The sequence below is a fragment of the Kutzneria sp. NPDC051319 genome, from assembly GCF_040682195.1.
Classification (GTDB): Bacteria; Actinomycetota; Actinomycetes; order Mycobacteriales; family Pseudonocardiaceae; genus Kutzneria.
Genome location: NZ_JBFBAM010000052.1, coordinates 41,661 through 67,188 on the forward strand (window position 1 = coordinate 41,661; position 25,528 = coordinate 67,188).

23 protein-coding genes are annotated in these 25,528 nt (G+C 70.6%); 10 read left to right on the plus strand and 13 right to left on the minus strand.

What is annotated here, in order from left to right; genetic code table 11:
- Positions 1 to 2 precede the first annotated feature (2 nt).
- Genes dmpG through AB0M73_RS35330 form a run of 4 tightly spaced genes read right to left on the minus strand, consistent with a single transcriptional unit; the run spans position 3 to position 4,160 of the window.
- A complete protein-coding gene (dmpG, locus tag AB0M73_RS35315) occupies positions 3 to 1,004 on the minus strand; it encodes a 4-hydroxy-2-oxovalerate aldolase (protein ID WP_363900240.1) in 1,002 nt (333 codons plus the stop codon).
- A 3-nt stretch (positions 1,005 to 1,007) separates the two neighbouring features.
- Positions 1,008 to 1,889: an acetaldehyde dehydrogenase (acetylating) gene (locus AB0M73_RS35320; protein WP_363900243.1), complete on the minus strand. Its 882-nt coding sequence runs from the start codon at positions 1,887 to 1,889 to the stop codon at positions 1,008 to 1,010.
- Positions 1,886 to 2,686, minus strand: a complete 801-nt coding sequence (locus AB0M73_RS35325; RefSeq protein ID WP_363900245.1) for a 2-keto-4-pentenoate hydratase — start codon at positions 2,684 to 2,686, stop codon at positions 1,886 to 1,888. Before AB0M73_RS35325 ends, AB0M73_RS35320 begins: the two co-directional genes overlap by 4 nt.
- Positions 2,673 to 4,160, minus strand: a complete 1,488-nt coding sequence (locus tag AB0M73_RS35330) for an FAD-binding protein (RefSeq protein WP_363900248.1) — start codon at positions 4,158 to 4,160, stop codon at positions 2,673 to 2,675. The genes AB0M73_RS35325 and AB0M73_RS35330 overlap by 14 nt, the downstream gene beginning before the upstream one ends.
- An 83-nt stretch (positions 4,161 to 4,243) precedes the next feature.
- Here AB0M73_RS35330 and kstD point away from each other — a divergent pair, with 83 nt between their 5' ends.
- The 3 genes from kstD (at position 4,244) to AB0M73_RS35345 (ending at position 7,588) form a co-directional block, all read left to right on the plus strand.
- Entirely contained in the window at positions 4,244 to 5,872 is a 1,629-nt protein-coding gene (gene kstD / locus AB0M73_RS35335) for a 3-oxosteroid 1-dehydrogenase (protein ID WP_363900251.1), read from the plus strand.
- Positions 5,862 to 6,665, plus strand: coding sequence for a MaoC/PaaZ C-terminal domain-containing protein (locus AB0M73_RS35340; protein ID WP_363900254.1), 804 nt, complete (start codon positions 5,862 to 5,864; stop codon positions 6,663 to 6,665). Before kstD ends, AB0M73_RS35340 begins: the two co-directional genes overlap by 11 nt.
- A 155-nt stretch (positions 6,666 to 6,820) precedes the next feature.
- A complete protein-coding gene (locus AB0M73_RS35345; RefSeq protein ID WP_363900257.1) occupies positions 6,821 to 7,588 on the plus strand; it encodes a hypothetical protein in 768 nt (255 codons plus the stop codon).
- On the opposite strand, the gene AB0M73_RS35350 is transcribed toward AB0M73_RS35345, so the two are convergent.
- Genes AB0M73_RS35350 through AB0M73_RS35380 form a run of 7 tightly spaced genes read right to left on the minus strand, consistent with a single transcriptional unit; the run spans position 7,572 to position 14,463 of the window.
- A complete protein-coding gene (locus AB0M73_RS35350; RefSeq protein WP_363900259.1) occupies positions 7,572 to 7,898 on the minus strand; it encodes a hypothetical protein in 327 nt (108 codons plus the stop codon). The genes AB0M73_RS35345 and AB0M73_RS35350 overlap by 17 nt on opposite strands.
- Positions 7,898 to 9,058, minus strand: coding sequence for a lipid-transfer protein (locus AB0M73_RS35355; protein WP_363900262.1), 1,161 nt, complete (start codon positions 9,056 to 9,058; stop codon positions 7,898 to 7,900). The genes AB0M73_RS35350 and AB0M73_RS35355 overlap by 1 nt, the downstream gene beginning before the upstream one ends.
- Positions 9,055 to 9,426, minus strand: coding sequence for a MaoC family dehydratase (locus tag AB0M73_RS35360; protein WP_363900265.1), 372 nt, complete (start codon positions 9,424 to 9,426; stop codon positions 9,055 to 9,057). Before AB0M73_RS35360 ends, AB0M73_RS35355 begins: the two co-directional genes overlap by 4 nt.
- Positions 9,423 to 10,304: a Zn-ribbon domain-containing OB-fold protein gene (locus AB0M73_RS35365; RefSeq protein ID WP_363900306.1), complete on the minus strand. Its 882-nt coding sequence runs from the start codon at positions 10,302 to 10,304 to the stop codon at positions 9,423 to 9,425. Before AB0M73_RS35365 ends, AB0M73_RS35360 begins: the two co-directional genes overlap by 4 nt.
- A gap of 59 nt (positions 10,305 to 10,363) precedes the next feature.
- Positions 10,364 to 11,518 carry an acyl-CoA dehydrogenase family protein gene (locus tag AB0M73_RS35370; protein ID WP_363900268.1) on the minus strand — a complete coding sequence of 385 codons (1,155 nt, stop codon included), beginning with the start codon at positions 11,516 to 11,518 and terminating at the stop codon, positions 10,364 to 10,366.
- Positions 11,503 to 12,441, minus strand: coding sequence for an acyl-CoA dehydrogenase family protein (locus AB0M73_RS35375; RefSeq protein WP_363900271.1), 939 nt, complete (start codon positions 12,439 to 12,441; stop codon positions 11,503 to 11,505). Before AB0M73_RS35375 ends, AB0M73_RS35370 begins: the two co-directional genes overlap by 16 nt.
- A gap of 60 nt (positions 12,442 to 12,501) precedes the next feature.
- Positions 12,502 to 14,463 carry an acyl-CoA dehydrogenase gene (locus AB0M73_RS35380; RefSeq protein ID WP_363900274.1) on the minus strand — a complete coding sequence of 654 codons (1,962 nt, stop codon included), beginning with the start codon at positions 14,461 to 14,463 and terminating at the stop codon, positions 12,502 to 12,504.
- 172 nt (positions 14,464 to 14,635) lie between these two features.
- Here AB0M73_RS35380 and kstR point away from each other — a divergent pair, with 172 nt between their 5' ends.
- Positions 14,636 to 15,235 (plus strand): cholesterol catabolism transcriptional regulator KstR, encoded by a 600-nt coding sequence (gene kstR / locus AB0M73_RS35385; RefSeq protein ID WP_363900278.1) that lies wholly within the window; start codon positions 14,636 to 14,638, stop codon positions 15,233 to 15,235.
- Between the two features lie 85 nt (positions 15,236 to 15,320).
- On the plus strand, positions 15,321 to 16,433 hold the full coding sequence (locus tag AB0M73_RS35390) for an amidohydrolase family protein (protein WP_363900281.1): 1,113 nt from the start codon (positions 15,321 to 15,323) through the stop codon (positions 16,431 to 16,433).
- A 3-nt stretch (positions 16,434 to 16,436) separates the two neighbouring features.
- Here AB0M73_RS35390 and AB0M73_RS35395 read toward each other — a convergent pair whose 3' ends face one another.
- Positions 16,437 to 17,576 (minus strand): amidohydrolase family protein, encoded by a 1,140-nt coding sequence (locus AB0M73_RS35395; RefSeq protein ID WP_363900284.1) that lies wholly within the window; start codon positions 17,574 to 17,576, stop codon positions 16,437 to 16,439.
- Positions 17,577 to 17,651: 75 nt separating this feature from the next.
- On the opposite strand from AB0M73_RS35395, the gene AB0M73_RS35400 reads away from it, so the two are divergent.
- Positions 17,652 to 18,155: a MarR family transcriptional regulator gene (locus AB0M73_RS35400; protein ID WP_363900287.1), complete on the plus strand. Its 504-nt coding sequence runs from the start codon at positions 17,652 to 17,654 to the stop codon at positions 18,153 to 18,155.
- Positions 18,156 to 18,195: 40 nt separating this feature from the next.
- Complete coding sequence (locus AB0M73_RS35405) at positions 18,196 to 20,706, plus strand: DUF3516 domain-containing protein (protein WP_363900290.1); 2,511 nt, start codon at positions 18,196 to 18,198, stop codon at positions 20,704 to 20,706.
- Positions 20,707 to 20,851: 145 nt separating this feature from the next.
- Here AB0M73_RS35405 and AB0M73_RS35410 read toward each other — a convergent pair whose 3' ends face one another.
- A complete protein-coding gene (locus AB0M73_RS35410; RefSeq protein ID WP_363900293.1) occupies positions 20,852 to 21,166 on the minus strand; it encodes a hypothetical protein in 315 nt (104 codons plus the stop codon).
- A gap of 138 nt (positions 21,167 to 21,304) precedes the next feature.
- Between AB0M73_RS35410 and AB0M73_RS35415 the strand changes: the two genes are divergently transcribed.
- The 3 genes from AB0M73_RS35415 to AB0M73_RS35425 are packed head-to-tail and all read left to right on the plus strand — an operon-like array spanning position 21,305 to position 25,475.
- Entirely contained in the window at positions 21,305 to 21,772 is a 468-nt protein-coding gene (locus tag AB0M73_RS35415) for a MarR family transcriptional regulator (RefSeq protein ID WP_363900295.1), read from the plus strand.
- Entirely contained in the window at positions 21,769 to 23,556 is a 1,788-nt protein-coding gene (locus AB0M73_RS35420) for an ABC transporter ATP-binding protein (protein ID WP_363900298.1), read from the plus strand. Before AB0M73_RS35415 ends, AB0M73_RS35420 begins: the two co-directional genes overlap by 4 nt.
- On the plus strand, positions 23,553 to 25,475 hold the full coding sequence (locus tag AB0M73_RS35425) for an ABC transporter ATP-binding protein (RefSeq protein WP_363900300.1): 1,923 nt from the start codon (positions 23,553 to 23,555) through the stop codon (positions 25,473 to 25,475). The genes AB0M73_RS35420 and AB0M73_RS35425 overlap by 4 nt, the downstream gene beginning before the upstream one ends.
- Positions 25,476 to 25,528 lie beyond the last annotated feature (53 nt).

Sequence of the window (25,528 nt, forward strand, 5' to 3'; positions counted from 1 at the left end):
TTCTACCGCCCCCGCAGCTCCAGGGCGATGTCGATGAGCTGGTCCTCCTGGCCGCCGACCAGGCGCCGCTCGCCGGCCCGGACCAGGATCTCGGGGCCGGAGACGCCGTAGCGCTCGGCCTGGCGGTAGGCGTGGCGCAGGAAGCTGGAGTAGACGCCGGCGTAGCCCATGAGCAGGGCCATGCGGTCGAGCAGGCATTCCTGGTCCATGACGGGGGCGACGACGTCCTCGGCGGCGTCGAGCATCTTGAAGAAGTCGATGCCGGTGGTGATGCCGAGCTTGTCGCAGACGCCGACGAAGGCCTCGACTGGCGTGTTGCCGGCCCCGGCGCCGAAGCGGCGGGCGCTGCCGTCGATCTGACGGGCGCCGGCGCGGTAGGCGATGACGGAGTTGGCGACGCCGAGGCCGAGGTTCTCGTGGCCGTGGAAGCCGACCTGGGCGTCGGAGCCGAGCTCGGCGACCAGGGCCGAGACCCGCTCGCCGACCTGGTCCATGATCAGGGCGCCGGCGGAGTCGACGACGTACACGCACTGGCAGCCGGCGTCGGCCATGATCCTGGCCTGCCGCGCCAACACTTCCGGCGGCTGGGAGTGGGACATCATCAGGAATCCCACGGTCTCCAGCCCACGCTCGCGGGCCAGGCCGAAGTGCTGCACGGAGATGTCGGCCTCGGTGCAGTGGGTGGCGATGCGGCAGATCTGGGCGCCGTTGTCAGCGGACACCAGGATGTCGTCCTTGACGCCCACGCCGGGCAGCATCAGGAAGGCGATGCGAGCGCGCTTGGCCGTGGCGACGGCGGTCTTGATCAGCTCCTGCTCGGGGGTGTGGCTGAAGCCGTAGATGAACGAGGAGCCGCCGAGCCCGTCGCCATGGGTGACCTCGATGACGGGCACGCCGGCATCGTCCAGCGCCCCAACGATGTTGCGCACGTCGTCGACGGTGAACTGGTGCCGCTTGGCGTGCGAGCCGTCCCGCAACGACGTGTCGGTGACACGGACGTCCATCGCTCAGCCCTTCGCCAGTTGCTCGCCGACGCGCGTCGCGGCGGCGGTCATGATGTCCAGATTCCCGGAGTACGGCGGGAGAAAGTCGCCGGCCCCCTCGACCTCGATGAACACGCACACGCGCGCCATGCCGCCGGTGGCCGGCGAGGGCGGGTCGAACTGGGGCTCGTCCAGCAGCCGGTAGCCGGGCACGTAGCCGGCGACCTCGGCCACCATGTCCCGAATGGACACCGCGACCAGCTCGGTGTCGGCGTCCTCGGGAATGGCGCAGAAGATGGTGTCCCGCATGACCATCGGCGGATCGGCCGGGTTCAGCACGATGATCGCCTTGCCCTTCCGTGCGCCGCCGATCACCTCGATGCCGTGACTGGTGGTCCGGGTGAACTCGTCGATGTTGGCCCGGGTGCCGGGACCGGCGGACCGCGAGGACACGGTGGCGACGATTTCCGCGTAGCTGACCGGAACCGCCCGCGACACGGCCTTGACAATGGGTATTGTCGCTTGCCCGCCGCAGGTGATCAGGTTGACGTTGGGGGCGTCGAGGTGCTCGCCGAGATTGACCGGCGGCACGACGTAAGGCCCGATCGCCGCCGGCGTGAGGTCGATCGCCTTGATGCCGGCCTCTTCGTAGCGCGGGGCGTTGGCCCGGTGCACGGCGGCGGAGGTGGCCTCGAACACGAGATCCGGCCGCACGTCCTGAGCCAGCAACCAGTCCACACCGTCGACGGAGGTCTGCAAGCCGTGTTCCCGCGCCTGGGCCAGGCCCACGCTCGACGGGTCGATGCCGACCATCCACAGTGGATCGATCAGATCCGACCGGAGCAGCTTGTGCATCAGGTCGGTGCCGATGTTGCCGGAGCCGACGATCGCGGCCGTCGCCGTCATGACAAGCCCTCCCCAGAGGTGATCGATGCGAAGTTCAGGGAAACCCGGCCCAGGCCGGTGAAGTCGGCCTGGAACCGGTCGCCGGGACGGACGTCGATGGCACGGGTGCACGAGCCGGGCAGCACGATGTTGCCGGCCCGCAGCCGGACGCCGAAGTCGGCGACCTTGCGGGCCAGCCAGGCGACGGCGGTGACGGGATTGCCGAGCACGGCGTCGGATCGGCCCTCGGCGACCACTTCTCCGTTGCGCCGCAACGTGGCCTCGATCTTGCGAATGTCCAGCGCCCCCGGCGGCACCCGGGCCGCGCCGAGCACGAAGCCGGCCGAAGAGGCGTTGTCGGCGATGGTGTCGGCCAGTCCGATCTTCCAGTCGGCGATCCGGCTGTCGATCAGCTCGATCGCCGGGGCCAGCGCGGAAGTGGCCCGCAGCACGTCGTCCTCGGTGCAGCCCTCGCCCGGGAGGTCGTCGCCCAGCACAAAACCGACCTCGACCTCGACCCGCGGCTGGCAGTACCGCAGCGGCACGGACTGCCCCTCGTCCAGTGCCATGTCGTCGAGCAGGTGCCCGTAGTCGGGCTCGTCGACGCCCATCATCTGCTGCATGACCAGCGACGACAGGCCGACCTTGTGCCCGAGCACGGGCCGCTCGCGGCGGCGGATGTTGAGCAGCTGGATCTCGTATGCGTCGACCACGTCGATCTCCGGCCATACGGCGGTCAGCGGCGGGATCGGCGCCCGGTCCCGCTCCGCGGCGGACAGCCGGGCGGCCGCTTCGGCACGCTGGTCAGCGCTGAGCACCGGACCTCCTCACCGCGGCGACGTGCCGGCCGGCCCGTCGGCCCGAGTAGACGCAGTCGGCCAGAGACAGGCCGCTGACGTACGAGTTGGAGCAGATGCCGACGGCGGTGCGGCCGGCGGCGTACAGACCGGAAATGGCGGCGCCGTCGGAGGAAAGCACCTCGCCGGTGCGCTCGTCGACGACGAGGCCGCCGAGCGTGAGCATCGGGCACGGGTAGCCGACGCTGCGCTTGATGGAGACGTCGATGAGCGAGAACGGCGGCCGGCCGTGGAATCCCTTGATCATGACGCCGGTGCGCCGGGACAGCTCGTCCAGCCGGTCGGAGGTCGTTCGGGCCCGGCCGAGCAGGTAGTGGGTCTGCAACCGCTGGAACCAGGTTGTCTGGGAAGGAATCTGGCGCTTGGCCTCGTCCAGCGTCGGGCCGTCGACCAGCAGCCAGGCCTGGCCGCCGTGCTCGGTGATCATGGCGTGGCCGACGGCCGCCCCGTAGCGGTTGAGGTCACAGATCTCCTCGCCCGACCGGTTGATCAGCTTGCCCTTCATCAACGCGCTCGGCGGCGTCACGAACCGCCAGGCCGACACGTGATCGAGTTTCGCCGTGGCGGCCCCGAGGTCGGCGCCGAGGCGGATGCCGCTGCCGTCGTCGCCCAGGGTGCCGAGCGGGAGTCCACGCCGGTAGGCGGGCGCGTGTTCCTTCATCATCACGGGATTCGCCACGAACCCGCCGGCGCAGAGGATCACGCCGTCGCGGGCATCGATGGTGGTCTCGACGCCGTGCCGGCTCTCGATGCGGCGGATGGACCGGTGCAGACGGCGACGCAGCGACGGCACGTACAGGCCGGGCTTGGCGGCGAGCTTACCCAGGAACCGGTGCAGGCGGGCCGGAAACCCGGTCAGCTGCCGGCACACGACGCCGGTGACACGGCCGTTCGGATCGGTGATCAGCCGTTGGGCGGTGGTGCGCCGCATGATCCGCACACCCCGGTCGATCGCCGCCTGCTCAAGCCGTTGGAACAGCAGCTTTCCCGAGGTGCCGCGGCCGGCGGTGCGATGACCGCGCGGGGCCGGGTTGTCGTACAGCGTCTCGCTGCCCGAGTAGTAGAGGTAGTGCCGGTCCGTCGGGTACGACGTCTTGTACGGGCAGACGCTCGACGCGAACGGCACGCCTCGCTCCTCCAGCCACGCCAGCATGTCCGAGCTGCCGTCGCAGAAGGCCCGCAGCGTCTGCGGCGTGACGGCGTCGCCGACCTCGTGCCGGAGGTAGTCGTACATGGCGTCGGCGGTGTCGGCGATGCCGGCCTCGGCCTGCTGGGCGGTGCCGCCGCCGGCGTAGACCACGCCGCCGGACAGCGCGGTCGCCCCGCCGCCGTCGAACCGGTCGAGCACGAGCACGTCCGCCCCGGCCTCGGCGGCCTCGATCGCGGCGCACGCGCCGGCCGCCCCGAACCCGATCACCACGACCCCCGCGAGCACCCGACCTCCCGAGTAGAACGTGTTTCAGTTTCTACGCCTCCAACCATAGCGTTCCAGGCGTTGTTGTCTATAACCTGTTCTACATGCCAGAGTTCGACACCGTTGTCGTCGGCAGCGGGGCCGCCGGCATGACGGCCGCGCTGACCGCCGCCCGCCGCGGCCTGAGCACGGTCGTGCTGGAGAAGGCCGACCGGTTCGGCGGCTCGACCGCCCGCTCCGGCGGCGGCATCTGGATCCCCAACAACGAGGTCCTCGCCCGGGCCGGCGTCCACGACAGCGACGAGGACGCCCGCGCCTACCTGGCGTCGATCGTCGGCGCCGACGTGTCGGCCGAGCGGCAGCGGGCCTATCTCGACCATGGACCACGGATGCTGTCGTTCGTGCTGGCCAACAGCCCGCTGCGGCTGCGCTGGGTCGCCGGCTACAGCGACTACTACCCCGAGCGGCCAGGCGGACGGCCACGAGGCCGGTCGGTGGAGCCGCGCCCGTTCGACGCCAACCTGCTCGGCGACGACCGCCGGCTGCTGGCCAAGCCGTACGTGCCGAGTCCGCTGCCGATCACCGCCGCCGACTACAAGTGGCTCACGCTGATCGCCCGCAACGTGCGCGGACCGGCGCGGGCGGCCCGGGTCGGCGTCCGCGGGATCATCGGTCGACTGCGCGGACAACGGTTGTTGACGATGGGGCAAGCGCTTGCGGCCGGGCTGCGGGTCGGCCTGAGCCGGGCCGGCGTGGAGGTCCACCTCGACACACCGCTGGTTTCCCTGCTGACGGAGGGCGATCGTGTCGTCGGCGTGGTCACGCCCACCGGCGAGTACCGGGCCCGCTACGGCGTGCTGATCGCCTCCGGCGGGTTCGAGCGCAACGAGGCGATGCGGTCGAAGTGGCAGGACATCGGCATCGACTGGACGGTCGGCGCGCCCAGCAACGAGGGCGACGGCATCCTGGCCGGCCAGGAGCTCGGGGCCGACGTGGCCCTGATGGACGACGCGTGGTGGGGTCCGTCGATCCCGCTCAGCGGCGGCCCGTACTTCTGCCTGTCGGAGCGGACCCTGCCCGGCTGCATCCTGGTCAACGGCGAGGGAAAGCGCTTCGTCAACGAGGCCGCCCCGTACGTCGACGCCGTGCATGCCATGCGGGACACGGGAAGCGTGCCGGCCTGGCTGATCGCCGACCAGCGCTACCGTGACCGCTACATCTTCGCCGGCGTGCCGCCGCGACGGCCGTTGCCCGGCCGCTGGCACAAGTGCGGGGCCGTGCACAAGGCGCAGACGTTGGCGGAGCTGGCTTCGGCCATCGGCGCGCCGGCCGAGGCCTTGCAGGACACGGTCTCCACGTTCAACGGCTACGCCAGGACCGGCAAGGACCAGGACTTCGGGCGCGGCGACAGCGCCTACGACCACTACTACGGGGATCCTCGCGTGCGCCCCAATCCCAGCCTCGCCGAGCTGGTCAAGCCGCCGTTCTACGCGGTGCGGATCGTGCCGGGCGACCTCGGCACCAAGGGCGGCCTGTGCACCGATGTCGACGGCCGCGTGCTGCGCCCGGACGGCACGGCCATCCCCGGCCTCTACGCCGCCGGGAACGCCAGCGCGTCGGTGATGGGCCACACCTACGCTGGCCCCGGGGCGACCATCGGCCCCGCGATGACCTTCGGTTACCTTGCGGCGCTGGCGATGTCCGCGGTGAAGGAGCAGCCCGGTGTCCATTGATCCCGAGATCGCCGTCGGCGCCTCCCTCGGCGTACGCGAGTTCGAGTGGGCGGCGTCGGACGTGATCCTCTACCACCTGGCCCTGGGCGCCACCGAGCTGAAGTACGCCTTCGAGCCGCAGCTCACCGTGTTGTCGACGTTCGGGATCGTCGCGCCGACGTTCCACGTGACCGAGCCGCCGGCGGTGGTGTTCCCCGGCATCGACATCGACCTGGCCGACACCCTGCACGGCTCGCAGCAGATCACCGTGCACGCCCCGCTGCCCACCAGCGGCAAGGCCCGGGCCACCGGCCGGATCGCCGACGTGTACGACAAGGGCTCGGCCGCCGTGATCGTCACCGAGTACGAGGTCGCCGATCTCGACGGCCCCCCGCTCTACACCATGCGCTCGGAGATCTTCGCCCGCGGCCACGGCGGCTTCGGCGGCAACCGCGGCCCGTCGGCCAGGTCCACGCTTCCCGACGGCCCGCCCGATGCCGTCCTGGTCACGCAAACGCTTCCGCAGCAGGCATTGTGGTACCAGCTGTGCGGCGACCGGAACCCGCTGCACGTCGATCCCGAGTTCGCCGCCCGGGCCGGTTTCCCGCGCCCGATCCTGCACGGTCTGTGCACCTACGGAATGGTGTACAAGTCCATTGTGGACCATCTCGGCTCGGCTGTGCCGGAGTTCCAGGCCCGCTTCGCCGGCGTGGTCCTCCCCGGCGACACGCTCAGCACGAGGCTGTGGGACGGCCGGTTCGAGACCTCCGTGGCGGACCGTCCCGTGCTCACCGGGGCCTACAACATCGCTTAGCGTGCACCGGTCCCGTGCATTCCGAACACGAAATCCGCCGTGTCCGACCGATCGGGACGTGTTGTCGCCCGTTCCGAACGATTCCCTCGGCGACCTCCGCATCGCACTCCGCCGGCTGGTACCCGTGAAAACGGACCAAGCCGTTGGAGGAGCAGATGCGTGGGCAGGATGTCGTGGCGGAGCAAGCCACCTGGGATCTGTTGACCGGCCCGACCTTCTGGGACTTCTGGCTGGGGCTGGCGGTCGGGTTGTGCCACGTGTCGTCGGTGCCGCATCTGGCCGCCGCCTTCGGCTCCACCGGCGAGTTCGAGTCGGATCCCAACCGCCGCAGCAAGCAGGCGCTGCGGATGCTGCTGACCGTCGCCCGCCTGGGCACCGAGCACCCGACGACCCGGGCCGCGCTGAGCCGGATGAACCAGGGCCACCGCCATGTCCGGCTCACCCGGGCCGACGTCGGCTACGGGCTGGCGGTGGTGGCCGAGTTCCCCATGTGGTGGGCCGAGAACTTCGGCCGCCGCCCGTGGTCGGACTCGGAGGTCGCGGCCACCGTTGTCTTCTACACCCGGCTGGGCCAGCACATGGGCCTGCGCGATCTTCCCGGCGATCGGGCCGGGCTGCAACGCCTGATCGTGGATTACGAGCGCGAGCACCAGGCCTTCTCGACGGTCGGCGCGCGGCTCGTCGGCGCCCAGCTGGCCGACGTGATCGGCGGCAACGGCGTGCTGCAGGCGCTGGGCCGCGCTGGTCTGGCCGCCGCCCTCGACGACAACACTCGTGTCGCCGTCGGCCTGCCGTCGCTGAGCCCGACAACATCTGTTGTCGGACGCGGCGCACTCCGCTTGCTCAGCCGCGTCATGTCTCGCCGCAGGCCGAACCTGCCGACCCTCGACGTCCCGCGCGGGATCGCTATCGCAGTGCCGTGAGCAGCACGGACAGGTCGTCCCTGTGCATGGCCTTGGCGTGGCCGGGACGTGGGTCCAGCGGCTGCCGGAACACCTCGACCGGCACCGACTCCAGGCCGAGGCGTAGCGCGACGGCGATGCGGTGATTGCCGTCCAGTGTGGCGAACTCCTCGTTGAAGCCCAGGCTGAGCGGAGTCAGGATGCCGCGCGCGCCGATGTCGGCGGTGAGGGCGTCGAGGTGGTGTGGGGTGTCGACGAGGGCGGAGCCGACGAGCTCGCGGTCGACCGCCCGGTAGCGCGCGACCATGGCCGTGGGGAGGTGGACCGGCATCACCGGTCCCGCGTCAGGACAAGACCGCTGGTGGGGACGCCGGTGCCGGCGGTGACGACGACGTTCTCCACGCCGCGGACCTGGTTCACGGAGCTGCCCCGGATCTGGCGGACCGCCTCGGCGATGCCGTTCATGCCGTGAATGTACGCTTCGCCGAGCTGGCCGCCGTGGGGATTGAGGGGCAGGGTGCCGGTGAGCCCGATCCGGCCGTCGGCGATGAACTCCTTGGCCTCGCCGCGACCGCAGAAACCCAGCTCCTCCAACTGGATCAGCACGTACGGCGTGAAGTGGTCGTACAGCACGGCGACGTCGATCTCGTCCGGCCCGAAGCCGGCCTGACGCCACAGCTGCCGCCCGACCAGGCCCATCTCCGGCAGCCGGGCGATGTCGTCGCGGTAGTAGCTGCTCATCACATACTGGTCGGAGGAACTTCCTTGCGCCGAGGCGGAAACGACGGCGGCGGGTTGGGCAAGGTCGCGTGCTCGCGCCACGGACGTGACGACGATGGCGACGGCCCCGTCGCTCTCCTGGCAGCAGTCGAGCAGGTGCAGCGGCTCGGTGATCCACCGCGAGGACTGGTGATCGGCCAGGGTGATCGGCCGGCCGTGGAACCACGCATTGGGGTTGGTGGCGGCGTGTTCGCGCATCGTCACGGCGACGCGGCCGAAATCCTCGCTGGTAGCGCCGAATTCGTGCATGTAGCGCCGGGCGACCATCGCCACGGTCGAGGCGGGCGTGCCCAGGCCCATGGGGTAGGACCAGCTGTTGTCCACACCGGACGATGTCGGCATGGTGGCCGCGGCGGTGGCGAACTGGCCGAACCGGTGGCCGGAGCGCTCGTTGAAGGCCCGATAGCACACGACGACCTCGGCGGTTCCGGTCGCGACGGCCATCGCAGCCTGCTGCACGGTCGCGCAGGCCGCGCCGCCGCCGTAGTTGATGCGGCTGAAGAACGTCAGCTCGGGAACGCCGAGTTCCCGCGCCACGGCGATCTCGGCGTTGCTGTCCATGGTGAAGGACACCAGTCCGTCCACATCAGACGGTTTGAGCCCGGCGTCGGCCAGCGCCGCCGTCACGGCCTCCACGGCCAGCCGGAGCTCGCTGCGGCCGGAGTCCTTGGAGAACTCCGTCGTCCCGATGCCGGCGATCGCGGCGGTCATGGCAGCACCACCTTGACCGTGCCGGTGACGTGGTTGCCGAGGCTGTTGCGCCCGACGACCCGCACGGTCGCCTCGGATCCCTCCCGCGCGGTGATCTCCCCGCTCAGGGTCAGCGTCTCCCCGGCGTAGCAAGGAACTCCGAGCTTGATCGACACGTTGCGGACGAAGGCGTCCGGGCCGGCCCAGTCGGTGACGAACCGCTGCACCAGGCCGGTCGTGGTGAGGATGTTGAGGAAGATGTCCTTCGATCCCCGCCGCACGGCCTTGTCCCGGTCGTGGTGCACGTCCTGGAAGTCCCGCGTCGCCAACGCCGTGCTGATCACGAACGTCGGCGTGACGTCGATGGCGAGTTCCGGCAGCTGTATCATCGAACCTCCCACGCCGGCAGGACAAACTCGCCCGAGGGCACGAACCGCACCCGCACCGGCAGTCCGACCTTGACCTGCTCCGGGTCGACGTCCAGCAGCTCGCCGAGCATGCGAACGCCCTCCTCCAACTCCACCAGGGCGATCACGAACGGCGTCTGCTTGCCGGGCACCTGCGGATGGTGGTGCACGACGTAGCTGTACACCTCGCCCAGCCCGCCGGAGACGATGTGCGTGGGGGCAAGTGCGTTGCAGCGCGGGCACATCGGGCCCGGCGGATGCCTCAGAGCACCACAGGCCGCGCACTTCTGGATCCTCAGCTCGCCCAGTTTGGTGCCGTCCCAGAAGAACGCCGTGTCCCGGCTGACCATCGGCGGCACGGAGGCCTGCGTCGCCGGCTTCGGCTTGAACTTCAGGACCCGGAACATCATCTCGCCCACCGGCTCGTCGCCGGACCACCAGGTGCTGCGGGTGGTGACGAACCAACCCTCGCCCAGCGCCGTCTGCTTGGGGCCGACGACCTCTTCCAGCCGGCTGGTCACCGCCAGCCGCTCCCCCGGCTTCAGGTGGCGGTGGTAGGTCTGCTCGCTGTTGGTGGCCACCACGGAGGTGTAGCCGGTGGCGTCGAGGACCTCCATCATCCCGCCCAGCGGGTCGTCCTCGCTGCGCTCCGGGTGCAGGCCACCCATGGTCCACACCTGGATCATCGCCGGCGGCGCCACCGCCGGGTAGGCGGGGTTGCGGTCCCCCAGCGCCTCGGTCCAGTTGTTGATCATCGGCTCGTTGACGGGATCTCGGGCCGGCCGCGGTGTGCATTCGCCGGCCGCACGAAGTTTGTCGGCCACGGCGGTGATGCGCGCAGAGGCATCGTCGGTCCCCACGGCGGCGGCGCCTTCGCCGGTCACGGCGGATGTCTCCGCGCTTGATCCGCTCGCGGCGCTCATCGCGGCACCCTCGGCAGTCCCAGGCCGGCCGTGGCGATCAGTTCCCGCTGGATCTCGTCCACGCCGCCTCCGAAGGTCAGCACCAGGTTGCGTTTGGCCTGCACGTCCAGCCAGCGCACCAGTTCCGCGGTGTCCCGGTCGGCCGGGTCGCCGTGCCGGCCGACGATCTCCTCCAGCTCGGCGGTGATCGTCTGGGTGCGGCCGGAGGCGAAGACCTTGGTCGCCGAGGCGTCGGCCACACGGTCCAGGCCGGTGGACGCCGAGCCGGCGACCTGCCAGTTCAGGAGCTCGTTGACCCGAACGGTGGCTCTGACGCGGGCCAGCGTGGTGGCAACGTCCACATGGGACAGTAGGTCGTGCTTGGCCGCCCACTCGTGCACGCGGTCGTGCAGCGCGGCCATCCGGCCGGCCGGGCCCAGCATGACGCGCTCGTGGTTGAGCTGGGTGGTGATCAGGCGCCAGCCGGCGTTCTCGGTGCCGACGAGCCGTGTCAAGGGAACGCGGACATCGTTGTAGTAACTGGCGTTCACGTGGTGCGCGCCGTCGCAGGTGATGATCGGCGTCCACGAGTAGCCGGGATCGGTGGTGTCGACGATCAGGATGGAGATGCCCTTGTGCTTGGGGGCGTCCGGATCGGTGCGGCAGGCCAGCCAGATGAAGTCGGCGTCGTGGGCGCCGGTGGTGAAGATCTTCTGCCCGTTGACGACGTAGTGGTCGCCGTCGCGCACCGCCTTGGTCCGCAGCGAGGCCAGGTCGGTGCCGGCGGCGGGCTCGGTGTAGCCGATGGCGAAGTGCAGGTCGCCGGACAGGATTCGGGGCAGGAAATAGGACTTCTGCTCCTCGGTGCCGAACGACTGCAGCGTGGGGCCGACGGTCTGCAGCGTCACGTACGGCAGCGGCACATCGGCCCGCGCGGCCTCGTTGACGAAGATCTGCTGCTCGATCTCGCCGAAGCCGTGGCCGCCGTACTCGACCGGCCAGCCGACGCCGAGCCAACCGTCACGGCCCATGCGCTTGACCACCTCGCGGTAGATCTCGCCGTGCCGGGCGGTCAGCATGGTGTCGCGTTCGGACGGTGTGAGCAGCCCGGAGAAGTAGGCGCGCAGCTCGTCGCGGAGTTTGCGTTGCGCGGCGGTCAGTTCGATGTGCACAGCGCCTCCAGACGATGCCGTGCGCCGCCGATCGAGCGCACCAGGTCCTTGGCGAGCGAGTAGTAGCGGTGCAGCGGATACGTGACGTCGAGGCCGAGGCCGCCGTGCAGGTGGTGGCAGGTTCTGACGGCCGGCAACAACTCCTCGGCCAACCAGTGCGCCGCTATGTCCACATCGGACTCGGCGTCCAGTCCCTCGGCCAGCCGCCAGCACGCCGACCAGGTGGCCAGGTGCAGGGTTCGGGCGCAGATGTAGACGTCGGCGATCTGCTGCGCGACGGCCTGGAAGGCAGCCAGCGGCCGGCCGAACTGCTCGCGGGTGGCGACGTGTTTCCTGGTGAGCTCCAGCGCCGCCGCGAGCAGGCCGTCGGCCGTGGCGCAGGCCCCGGCCAGGGCCAGCCGGTGCAGGTCGGCCAGCCCGTCGAAGGTCCGCTCGTAGGGCACGTCGACCAGATGCAGGCTGAACTCGGGGAAACCGCTGGACGTGGGGGCGGGATTGAGCGTGACACCGGGCGAAGCCGGGTCGACGAGTGCGACGGCGGAACCCTCGTCGGTCGACACGGGCACGAGGATCCGGTGCGCCCCGACGGCGTCCGGCACCCCGATCTTCACCCCGTTGATCACGCCGCCAGCGGCCCGCGTGCGCGGCCGTGACGTCATGGGGTCGGACGGTTCGTGCAACGCGGCGGTGACGCGGGCACCGTCCGGCACCTCGATGCCGTGTCTGGCCAGCGGCAGCACGCCGAGCGCGAGCCCGGGCAGCGACGTCGCCGCCCGGCCGGCCTCGGTCAGCACCACCATCGCGCTGAGCACGTCCATGTCGGCGGTGACCAGCGTGGGCCAGGCGGCGGAAGGGGCGTCGCGGAACACCTCGGCCGCCACCTCGCGAAGGGTGCTCCGCGTGTCGTCGAGCGTGAAGTCCACCCGCACCCCCTAAACTGGAACGTGTTCTAGTTCTAGCGCAGTATCGACTCCTGGGCAAGGTCACGCCCTGGGCAAGCCCAGCAAGCGCTCCCCCGCCAGCGTGAGCAGCACCTGCTCGGTGCCGCCGGCGATGCTCAGGCACCGCGTGAGCAGGAACTCGCGGCTGTGCCCGCCGGTGATAGCGCCCAGCGGCCCGTCGAGATCCAGTGCCGTCTCGGCCACGTTCTGCCGGTGCCGGACCCCGACCAGCTTGCGCACGCTGGAGGCCGCGCCCGGGTCGAGATCGGCCAGCCGCTGCAGCGTCGCGCGCAGCTCCAGCAGCGACAGGGCCAGTCCGTCGGCGACCAGCGCGCCCACCCGTTCGCTCGGCTCGGCGGCGGCCAGAACACGTTCCACCTCCTCGCCGATGGACGAGCCGCCGCTCATCGCCACCCGCTCGTTGGCCAGGGTGGTCCGGGCCAGCTTCCAGCCGCCGTCGACCGCGCCGACCACGTGCTCGTCGGGCACGACCACGCCGTCCAGGAAGACCTCGTTGAACACGGCGTCGCCGGTGATCTCCCGCAGCGGCCGGATGTCGATGCCGGGCGTGCGCATGTCGACCAGGAAGTACGTGATGCCACGGTGTTTGGGCACGTCGGGGTTGGTGCGGGCGAGGCAGATCGCCCAGTCGGCCTCGCGGGCCAGCGAGGTCCACACCTTCTGCCCGGTGATCTTCCAGCCGCCGTCGACCCGCTCGGCCTTCGTGCGCAGCGAGGCCAGGTCGGAGCCGGCGCCGGGCTCGCTGAACAGCTGGCACCAGGTGATCTCGCCGCGCAGCGTCGGGCCGGCGAACCGCTCGCGCTGCGCCTCGGTGCCGTGGGCCAGGATCGTCGGCACCGCCCACCAGCCGATGACCAGGTCGGGCCGCTGCACGCCGGCCTGGTCGAGCTCCTCGTCGATGATCAGCTGCTCGGTCGGGCCGGCGTCGAGGCCGAACGGCCGCGGCCAGTGCGGGGCCAGCAAACCGCTGTCCGCCAGCTGTTTACGCTGGTCATCGGCATCGACGACGGTCTGGACGAGGCTGCGGATCTCGGTGCGGTCGGCGTCGATCGTCACGCCGAGAGTGCGGCGGCCCCCGGCCTTGGCCAGTTCGGCGACGCGGCGGCGCCAGCGTGCGGTGCCGCCCAGCAGCTGCCGGGTGGAGACCGCACGGCGGAGATAGCGGTGGGCGTCGTGCTCCCAGGTGAAGCCGATGCCGCCGAGGACCTGGATGCAGTCCTTGGCGTTCTCCACCGCGGCGTCGATGGCGATCGCGGCGGCCGCCGCGGCGGCCAGCGGGAACTCGCCAGGTTCCTGGTCGTAGGCGCGGGCGGCGTCCCAGGCCACCGCGGCGGCCCGCTCGGACCGGCACAGCATCTCGACGCAGAGGTGTTTGACCGCCTGGAAAGCGCCGATGGGCTGGCCGAACTGGGTGCGCACCTTGGCGTAGTCGACCGCCGTGCGCAGGCACCAGTCGGCGATGCCGGCGGCCTCGGCGGCGGCCAGCGTGGCCAGGATGTCCTCCACCGGCAACGGTCCCAGCCGCTGATCGTCAGCGATCGGGCCTACCTGTGGAAACCCGAGTCCCCGGCCCAGATCCACGGGGTCGGCCGGGTCGACCACGGCATCGACCAACGCCCACTCGTCGCCGTCCCGGACCAGCATGGACCCGGACTCACCGAGGGCCAGCGGTCCACAGTGGACGGCGACGGCGGCGCTGCCGTCGGCGATGCCGGGCAGCAGCTTGGCGGCCAGCGGATGGTCGGGGACCCTGGCCAGGGCGATCGCGGCGGTCAGAGTGGGCAGGACGGGACCGGGGGCCAGCAGCTCGGCCACCGCCTCGACGGCCACGGCCAGGTCGGCGACCGGGTTGCCGAGGCCGCCGACGGCCTCGGGCAGGGCCAGTCCGAACAGGCCGAGCGCGGCCAGGTCGGACCACGCCGGGCCGGCCCGGAGCACGGCCTCGCGCAGCTGTCGTCCACCGTCATCGATGACCATCGACATCGGCCGATAATAGAACGTGTTTCAGTTGCCGGGACTGCTCCAGCCGGGCGACGGGCGTCCGAGTGAGGTTCCCGGCCAGGCCCCTACCGGTGTGACGTGCGCATAACGTGAAAATGAAACACGTTCCGATCGTGTAAGTTGACCCTGACAACGACCACAGCAGGGGGCTTGGATGGCTGCGACGCCACGCCAGATCGCCGAGGAGGAACTCGGCTCGTCGGCCCAGCGGGACCGGCGGCGGCGGATCATCGACGCGACGATCGCGCTGGCCTCCAAGGGCGGCTTCGAGGCCGTCCAGATGCGGGCCGTGGCCGAGCGGGCCGACGTCGCGCTGGGCACGCTGTACCGGTACTTCCCGTCCAAGATCCACCTGTTGGTGTCGGGCCTCGGCGCGCAGCTGGACCGCGCGCTGGACCGCATGCAGCGCGCGCCGATCCCGGGCGAGACCCGCGGCGAGCGCATGCTCTACGTGCTGAGCCGGATCACCCGCAACATGCAGCGGGATCCGCACCTGGCCGAGGCCATGACCCGGGCGTTCATGTTCGCCGACACCTCCGCCGCGGCCGAGGTGGACCTGGTGGCACGGCAGATCGAGGAGCTGTTCACGCTCGCGCTGGGCAAGGAGGAGCCGTCCGAGGAGGACAAGGCCATCGCCCGCGTGATCGGCGACGTGTGGCTGTCCAACCTCGTGGCCTGGGTGACCCGACGGGCCTCGGCCACCGACGTCACCAACCGGCTGGAGTTGACCGTCCGGCTGCTCATGAAGGACTAAGGTCTTGTTCGCGGCCCGTCAAACAAAGACGGATTTCCCCGCGCGGCAGGAGACCCCGGTCTGGGAACCAGCTAGCGTCGACGGGGTGACCCGCACCCTGCTCCGCGACGCCGCCCACCTCGACGTCAGCACGGGCGAAATCCGTCGCGGGGACGTGTTCCTGGACGGCGAGCGCATCGCCGCCGGCCTCGACGATGTGGACGAGACGGTCGACTGCCGGGGATCCCTGCTGGTGCCCGGCTTCATCGACTGCCACACCCACGTCGCCCTCACGACCGCGCTGTCCGGCGCCGCCATCGACCTGCCCCGCTCCACCCGGCAGCTGTCGGCCGTCCCCGTCCTGCGCACCCTGCTGAACCTCGGCATCACCACCGTCCGCGACGCCTGGGGCGCCGATGCCGGCCTGCGGCACGCCGTCGAGGCCGGCTGGATCGACGGGCCGCAGCTGCTGATCTCGCTGCGTCAGGTCGGCACCACCGGCGGCATCGGCGACCACTGGACCCCGTCCACCGGCCCGCTCGACCTGCTCGGCGATCCGTCGATGCCCGACCCCGTGTTCGACGGTCCCGACGACGCCCGGGCCGCCGTCCGCCGGATGGTCCGGGCCGGCGCGGACTGGATCAAGGCCGCGATCACCGGCTCCATCGCCGCCGGCACCGGCGTGCACGACGTGCAGTTCACCCCCGACGAGATGCGGGCCCTGGTCGAGGAAGGCTCCGCCCGCGGCCGGGACGTCATGGTCCACGCCCACGGCGCCCGCGGCGTGGAACTCGCCGCCCGCTGCGGCGCCCGCAGCATCGAGCATGGCGTCTACCTGGACGAAGCCGCCGTCGCGGCGATGGCCGCCAACGACACCTTTTACGTGCCAACACTTTCCTGCTCCGGCATCCCCGAACACCTCCGCTCCGTCCGGCTGGCGCTCGACGCCGGCGTGCCGATCGCCATGGGCACCGACAACCCCGTCACCCCGCACGCCGACGCGTTGCGGGAACTCTCTCTTCTCTCCGACGCCGGCCTCGGCCCCGTCGGCGCGATCCGGGCCGCCACCCTCGACGCCGCCCGCCTGCTCCGCCTCGACCACGACCGCGGCGAGATCGCCGTCGGCAAACGGGCCGACGTCGTCCTGCTCGACGGCGAGAAGGTCAACGTCAAGGCCCGGGTCAAAGCCGTGTGGCGCAACGGAAAAAGGTACCGCTGACGATCAGGCCAACACCCGGCGGGCCACGTCGCGGACGGCGGCGCGCAGGGCGGGCAGGTCGTGGTCGAGGAGGAGGCCGTCACGCTTGACCACGCGGCCGTCGACCAGGACGGTGCGCACGTCGGAGACGCCGGCGGTGGCCACGATGCCGCCGGCCGCCAACTCCGACGGCAGGTGCCCGAAACCTTCCAGCAGCACGATGTCGGCGCGCTTGCCAACCTGGAGCGAACCGACGACGTCGCCGAGGCCGATGGCCCGGGCGCCGTCCGCGCTGGCGGCGCGGAGTAGCGAACCGGCGGCCAGTGGGAAGCCGCGAAGGCGTTCCAACCACAGCGCGGCGCGCATCTGCTCGAACATGTCGGCGGAGGAGTTGATCACGACGTCGACGCCGAGGGCGGGCGCGCCGCCGGCCGAGAGGAAGCGGCCGAAGACCGGCGCGCCGTGGCCCATCATCGACTCTACGGGCGGCGTGGCGGTCAAGCCGCAGCCGGCGTCCACGAGCATCCGCAGCTCGTCGTCGGTCGCGGCGTTGCCGTGCACGAAGGTCAGATCGGGCCCCAGCAACCCCGCGTCGCCCAGCCGGGCGACCGCGCCGGCCTCGGTGATGTGCATGGTGGTGACCATGCCCAGCGACCGGGCGACCGCGATGTCCCGGGCATTGTCCTCAAGGGACAGCATCGGCCCGAACGAGGCGACCGCCCCGGTGACGAGCCCGGCCGCGGCGTAGCGCTGGGCCTCCAACGGCGAAACCCCGTGCACGGCCCGAATTCCGGACGCCAGCAACGCCTCCGCCTCGGCCTCGGCCGCGCCGCCGTGGCCCCAGTCCAGCACGGTGGTCACGCCGGCGTTCAGCGCCTCGACTGCCCCGAGCAGCACGGCGGCCCGCACCTCCGCCGGCGACAGCACCAGCCGGGGCAGCACCTCGGCCATGAAGACTCCCAGCGACAGGTCGGCCCCGCTGCCCCGCATCGGCGCCTGCACGAGGTGCCGATGGGTGTCCACGAAGCCCGGCAGCACGACCAGGCCGTCGGCGTCGATCGCCTCCGGGGCCGAGAACGAGCCGATGCCCGCGATCGTCCCGTCCGAGACCAGCACATCGGCCACGCCGACGCCGAGCACGTGCCCACCCTTGATCACCAGCATCGTCCAACTCCTCACTAGAAAGCTTTACATAAAGCTATACCGAAAGCTTTCTGCTGGCAAGCTAACCTGGGTGACATGCGGGACAAGGTCGACGGCATCCTCGACGCCTGGCGCGGACAGCTGCCGGAGATCGCGGGCATCGAGCTGGAGCTGTCCAAGCGCGCCGGCCGCCTGCACACCCTGCTGTCCGACGCCGCCGCCGCCCAGCTGGCCCGGTTCGGCCTGACCAAGGCCGAGTACGACGTGCTGGCGGTGCTGCGCTCCAGCGGCGAGCCCCACCGGCTGCGCCCGACCGACCTCACAGCCCGGCTGCTGCTGTCCTCCGGCGGCACCAGCAATGTGCTGCGACGGTTGGCCGCCGAGGGCCTGATCACCCGCGAGGCCGACCCGGGCGACGCCCGCAGCACCTGGGTGCAGCTGACCCGGGACGGCGTGACCACCGCCGACGCGGCCGTGCTGGCCAGCACCGAGGCCCAGCGCACGCTGCTGAAAGCCGTGCCGCCGGACACCGCCCGCGCGGCGGCCGACGCCATGCGCGAGGTCCTGCTGGCCCTCGGCGACGGCCAAGACCGCCCCTGATTCCCATCCGACCCCGACGACAGGGCACGATCAACCCATCATGACGCTCACCGATCAGCTGCCCGGCGACAACGACCCGGACGCGCTCTACGAGGCCTTTTCCGCCTGGGCCGACGGGCAGGGCCTGTCGCTCTACCCGCACCAGCAGGAGGCGTTGATCGAGGTCGTCTCCGGCTCGAACGTCATCCTGAGCACGCCGACCGGCTCGGGCAAGAGCCTGGTGGCGGCGGGGGCGCACTTCGCGGCGCTGGCCGGAGGGATCAGGACCTTCTACACGGCGCCGATCAAGGCGCTGGTGTCGGAGAAGTTCTTCGCGCTGTGCGACACGTTCGGTGCGGACAAGGTGGGCATGCTCACCGGCGACGCCAGCGTGAACGAGACGGCGCCGATCATCTGCTGCACGGCGGAGATCCTGGCCAACATCGCCCTGCGCGACGGCGCGGAGGCCGACGTGGGCCAGGTCGTGATGGACGAGTTCCACTTCTACTCGGAGCCGGACCGCGGCTGGGCCTGGCAGGTGCCGCTGCTGGAGCTGCCGAAGGCGCAGTTCGTGCTGATGTCGGCCACGCTGGGCGACGTCACGAGGTTCGAGAAGGACCTCACCCGCCGCACCGGGCGCAGCACGGCGGTGGTCAAGAACGCGGAACGGCCGGTGCCGCTGCACTTCAGCTTCGTGCTGACGCCGTTGCAGGAGACGCTGGAGGAGCTGCTCCAGACCAAGCAGGCGCCGGTCTACGTCGTGCACTTCACGCAGGCGTCGGCCATCGAACGCGCGCAGGCGCTGATGAGCATCAACGTCTCCACGCGGGCCGAGAAGGACGCGATCGCCGAGCTGATCGGGCGGTTCCGGTTCAGCTCGGGCTTCGGCAAGACGCTGTCCCGGCTGGTCCGGCACGGCATCGGCGTGCACCACGCGGGCATGCTGCCCAAGTACCGGCGGCTGGTGGAGCGGCTGGCCCAGGCCGGCCTGCTGAAGATCATCTGCGGCACGGACACCCTCGGCGTCGGCATCAACGTGCCGATCCGCACGGTGCTGTTCACCGCGCTGTCCAAGTACGACGGCGTGCGCACCCGGCACCTCAAGGCCCGCGAGTTCCACCAGATCGCCGGCCGGGCCGGCCGCGCCGGCTACGACACCGTCGGCATGGTCGTGGTGCAGGCCCCCGAGCATGTCGTGGAGAACGAGAAGGCACTGGCCAAGGCGGGCGACGACCCCAAGAAGCGGCGCAAGGTGGTGCGCAAGAAGCCACCGGAGGGCTTCGTGTCCTGGGGCGAGGCGACCTTCACCCGGCTGGTCGAGGCCGAGCCCGAGCCGCTGACCTCCAGCTTCCAGGTCAGCCACTCGATGCTGCTCAACGTGATCGGCCGGCCGGGCGACGCGTTCAAGGCCATGCGGCACCTGCTGGAGGACAACCACGAGGAGCGCCGCTCGCAGATCCGGCTGATCCGGCGGGCCATCGCGATGTACAAGGGTCTGCTGGCGGCCGGCGTGGTGGAGAAGCTGGACGAGCCGGACGAGCTGGGCCGCACCATCCGCGTCACCGTCGACCTTCAGCTGAACTTCGCCCTCAACCAGCCGCTGTCGCCGCTGGCCCTGGCCGCGGTGGACCTGCTGGACCGCGAGTCGCCGACGTACGCGCTGGACACGGTGTCGATCATCGAGGCGACGCTGGACGACCCGCGGCAGGTGCTGTCGGCGCAGCAGTTCAAGGCGCGCGGCGACGCCGTGAACGCGATGAAGGCCGAGGGCATCGAGTACGACGAGCGGATGGCGCTGCTGGAGGAGGTCACCTACCCGAAGCCGCTGGAGGAGCTGCTCAACGCCGCGTACGACGCGTACCGGCGCGGCCACCCGTGGGTGCTCGACCACCACCTCTCGCCCAAGGCCGTGGTCCGCGACATGTTCGAGCGGGCCATGACCTTCACCGAGTACATCGGCTTCTACCAGCTGGCCCGGTCCGAGGGCCTGGTCCTGCGGTACCTGGCCGACGCGTTCAAGGCGCTGCGCCAGACCGTGCCGGACGAGGCCAAGACCGAGGAGCTCACCGACCTGGTGGAGTGGCTGGGCGAGCTGGTCCGGCAGGTCGACTCCAGCCTGATCGACGAGTGGGAGAAGCTGGCCAACCCCACCGACGAGCAGGTCGAGCAGCCCCTGGACGAGCGGCCGCCGGCCGTCACGACCAACGAGCGGGCGTTCCGGGTGCTGGTGCGCAACGCCCTGTTCCGCCGGGTCGAGCTGGCCGCGCTGCGGCGCTACGACCTGCTGGGCGAGATGGACGCCGAGTACGGCTGGGACACGGTCGCCTGGCGGGACGCGATGGAGCCGTACTTCGAGGAGTACGACCGGCTCGGCACCGGACCGAATGCCCGCGGGCCGCAGCTGCTGCAGATCGAGAAGGAACCCGAGCGCTGGCTGGTCCGGCAGGTGTTCGACGACCCCGCTGGCGACCACGACTGGGGCATCAGCGCCGAGGTGGACCTGCACGGGTCGGACGAGTCCGGCACGGCGGCGATCACTGTGACCGATGTCGGCCCTCTGACGACGGCCTGACCGCCGACCTCCGACATCGGCCCAGCGACGCACTCACCCCTGACGACTGCCGACAACTCAGTCATCCACCTGAAGGAGGCTCCGGCCCCCACCCGACGGGTCGGAACCTCCTTCAGGGCGCTCCTGACCAGCCCTCCCCGGCCAGTCAGGAGATCGCGGCGTCGACCCGGCGCTCGATGAGCTCGAGCACCCTGTCCGGGTCGAGCCCCGGTTGGACGGCGGCCAAAGCCTTGACCGCCTCCAGGGCGGCGGTGGCCATCGCCTCGGCCCGGCCGGCCCGCACGCTCGACCGCACGAGCCACTCCGGGAAGGAGTAGGTCTCGTGGCTGGCCGGGTCGCTCGGGTCGTGCTCCGGGTTGACCAGGCGCCAGCCGTTCAGCGCGCTGATCATCGTGGCCGGCAGGGCCTGGAGGGACTCGTCGAGCCCCTTGACCGCGTCCGCCACGTCCTGCGATGCCATCGCCTCGCCCTCTCCCCTTTTTGTGCCCAGTCCCCCCGGGCATCGCCATGGTGCTGCCTCACACGTGGTCACGACATCCGGGAAACCCCGTACATCCACAACTACGGATGTAGGCTCAGTATTTGATACCCTGAATATGTGACACCCGAAACAGTCGAACCGGGCATGGTGCTGGCCCGGCTGGCGCGCCTGACCGAGCGGGCGCTGCTGCGCGTGGAGCTGACGCTGCCCCAGTACCGGATGCTGTCGGTGCTGGCCTCGGCCACCGCGTCGTCGGCGTCACGGGTGGCGTGGATGCTGTCGGTCAAGCCGGCCACCGTCACCGCGGTGATGGACGGCCTGGTCGGGGGCGGCTACGTCCGGCGCGAGCCGGATCCGACCGATCGTCGCAAGGTCACGCACACGATCACCCACGACGGCCGGCAGCTGCTGGCCGCCGGCAACACCGAGATCCGGCGCAGCCTGGACCGGCTGTCAGAGCACCTCGAACCGGCGCACGCCGAGCAGGCGATGGCCGGACTGTTGCTGTGGACCGAAGCGTTGACCAAGGCAAGGCAAGCCGAATGGGCCGCCCGCGAGGGCGCGCAAAGGGGGGAATGCAGGTGAGCAAGACCTATCCGCCGCCGACGGCCGCGATCGACCCCGATCCGGGCCGGTCCTGGCTGCGGCGGGCATGGCCGCTGGTGCGTGCGCACCGTCTGATGTTCGGCACGGCGCTGGCCTCGTCGGCGCTGAGCCTGCTGGTGTCGGTGCAGGTGCCGAGCCTGATCCAGAACGCGCTGGACAACTCGATCACCACCCACAACGTGCCGCTGGCCGACTACATGTGGTGGCTGGTCGGGCTGACCGCGGTGATGCTGGTGGCCGGCTTCCTCGCCCGCCAGCTGCTGTTCCGCACCGCGTACAAGATCGAGTACGACCTGCGCAACCTGATGTACGAGCACCTGACGGGGCTGTCGTTCCCGTTCTACGACCGGGCCCAGACCGGGCAGCTGATCTCCCGGGCCAACTCCGACATCCGGTCGGTGCAGATGTACCTGGCGTTCGCGCCGTTCATGCTGGTGCAGTGCGGAATCGCGGTGGTGGCCTTCGGCTACATGCTCGCGATCAGCGTGCCGCTGGCCATCCTGGCCATGCTGCCGATGCCGCTGGTGTTCGTGACCTCGCGGCAGATGCAGCGGTCCATGTTCCCGGTGTCGTGGCTGATCCAGGCCCGGCTGGCCGACGTGGCGACCGTGGTCGACGAGAACGTCAACGGCGTGCGCGTGGTGAAGTCGTTCGCGGCCGAACGGCGCCAGCTGTCGCTGCTGCAGAAGGCCGCGATCAAGGTGCGCTGGGCGTATGTGAAGGACACCGACCTGCGGGCCCGGTGGACGCCGGCGGCACAGAACCTGCCGCGGGTCGGCATGGCGATCGTGTTGCTGTACGGCGGTTACCTGGCCATCCAGGGCGGTCTCGGCGTCGGCGCCATCCTGGCCTTCAACTCCTACCTGCTGATGCTGCAGATCCCGTTCACCATGATCGGCATGCTGATCATGATGGGTCAGCGGGCGTCGGCCTCGGCCAAGCGGCTGTACGAGGTCCTGGACGAGAAGCCGGAGATCGTCGACGCTCCGGACGCCGTGGAGCTGACCGGTGTTCGCGGCGATGTCGAGTTCTCCGGCGTCCGCTTCGGTTACGGCGACGGTCCGGATGTGCTGGACAACTTCTCGCTGCGGCTCAACAGCGGCGAAACCGTGGCCCTCGTCGGCCGCACCGGCAGCGGTAAGTCCACTGTGGCCCGACTGCTGCCGCGTTTCTACGACGTGCGCGAGGGTTCCGTCACCGTGGACGGGCACGACGTGCGCTCGGCAACCCTGCACAGCCTGCGGGACACCGTCGGCATCGTGCTGGACGAGCCGTTCCTGTTCTCCGTCTCGGTGCGGGACAACATCGCCTACGGGCGGCCCGACGCCGACATCACCGACATCGAGCGGGTGGCGCGGCTGGCCGGGGCGCACGAGTTCATCACGGAGTTGTCCGAGGGCTACGACACCGTGATCGGCGAGCGCGGCTACACCCTGTCCGGCGGGCAGCGGCAGCGCATCGCCATCGCCCGCACGCTGCTGGTGAATCCGCCGGTCCTGGTGCTCGACGACGCCACCAGCGCCATCGACGTCCAGGTGGAGCAGGAGATCCACGCCGGGCTGCGCACCCTGTTCGCCGGGCGGACCACGTTGATCATCGCGCACCGGCTGTCCACGATCAGCCTGGCCGACCGCGTGGTGCTGCTGGACGGCGGGGAGATCGTCGCCGACGGCACCCACACCGAGCTGTTGGAGAGCACGCCGTTGTACGCGGAAGTGTTGGCGCAGGCCAATGTCGAAGAACTGGGGGGTGTGGCGCGATGACGTTTCCCGGAGGTGGAGGCGGCGGCATGTTCGGCGCCGCCCGTGGTGGCGCGGCGGCGGCCGGGCTGCCGTTCGCCGGTGTGCCGCAGGAGATGCAGGCCGGCGTCAACAAGCTGCTGGCCGAAGAGCCGGAGCACCCGCAGCCCGAGGTCGTCTTCGACCACGGGCGGCCCGATCCGGACGGCGCGAAGCTGAGCCTGCGGCGGCTGGTCCGGCCGTACCTGGGCATGACGCTGCTGGCCGGTGTGCTGGTGGTCGTCGAGGCCCTGACCCTGCAGGCCGGCCCGAAGCTGACGCAGATCGGCATCGACAGCGGCATCATCGCCAAGAACTACAGCGTCCTGGTGATGGTCGCCGCCGTGTACCTGGTCAGCCTGCTGGTCACCGGCTTCGCCCAGGCGGCCCGGGTGAAGGTCACCGGGCGGATCGCCGCGTGGGTCATGAACGACCTGCGGGTGCGGGTCTTCACCCAGCTGCAACGGCTTTCGCTGGACTTCTACACCGGCGAGAAGGCCGGCGTGATCATGACCCGGATGACCAGCGACATCGAGAACCTCCAGCAGCTGCTGCAGGACGGTCTCGTGCAGTTCGCCATCCAGGGCCTGACCATGGTCGCCGTCACGGTGGTGCTGTTCACCTTCGACGTGCGGCTGGCGCTGATCACCGTGGTGCTGGTGGTGCCGATCCTGACGGCGATGTCCCTGTGGTTCCACCGGGCGTCCAGCAAGGGGTACGTCAAGGTCCGCGACAACATCGCCAACGTGCTGGCCGACCTTTCCGAGAGCCTGCAGGGTGTTCGCATCGTGACCGCGCACAACCGCCAGCGGCACAACATCGAGCACCACCGCCAGGTCACCGGCAAGTACTACGACACCAACGTCCAGACCGGCCGGATCAACTCGTGGTACGGGCCGGGCACCCAGGTCGTCGGCGTGGCCGGGCAGCTCGCGCTGCTGGCCATCGGCGCCGGCATGGTCGCCGACGGCGAGCTCACCATCGGCGAGCTGGTGGCCTTCCTGCTGTACCTCGGGGCGTTCTTCCAGCCCATCCAGCAGCTGGTGCAGCTGTACAACATGTACCAGCAGGGGCAGTCGTCCATCACCAAGCTGAAGTCGTTGCTGGGCCAGGCGCCGGCCGTCGTCGAGTCGCCGACGGCGGTGGAGCTGCCGCCGGTCGAGGGCGAGATCACCTTCGACGACGTGACCTTCGGCTACCTGCCGGACCGCCCGGTGATCTCGGGAGTGTCCCTGGACATCCGGGCCGGCGAGACGGTGGCCTTCGTCGGTCCCACCGGCGCCGGCAAGTCGACCCTGGCCAAGCTGGTCACCCGGTTCTACGACCCGACGGCCGGCCGGGTGCTCATCGACGGCCACGACCTGCGTGACCTGCACATCGAGTCGTTACGCCGCCAGCTCGGCGTTGTCCCCCAGGAGCCCTTCCTGTTCGCCGGGCCGCTGCGTGACAACATCCGTTTCGCCGCGCCCGAGGCCTCCGACGACCAGGTCTGGGACGCGCTGCGGGCCGTCGGCCTGGTCGAGGTCGTCGAGCGCATGCCCCAGGGCCTGGACACCGTCGTCCAGGAGCGCGGTCAGTCCCTGTCCTCGGGCGAGCGCCAGCTCGTCGCCCTGGCCCGGGCTTTCCTGGCCCAGCCCCGGGTTCTGGTCCTCGACGAGGCGACGTCCAATTTGGACCTCCAGTCGGAGACCAAGATCGAGGACGCCCTGGACGTGCTCCTGGAGCGGCGGACCGCGATCCTCATCGCCCACCGCCTGTCCACCGCGATGAAGGCCGACCGCATCGTCGTGGTCGACGACGGCCGCATCGTGGAGGTCGGCTCGCACGACCAACTGGTCGCCGCCGGCGGCAAGTACACCCAGATGTACGCCACCTGGACCAGCCAGGCCGCCGAGGTGCACTGAGGATCCGGTGGTGGGGGGGGGGGGGGGGGGGCCCCCCCCCCCCCGTGAACGGG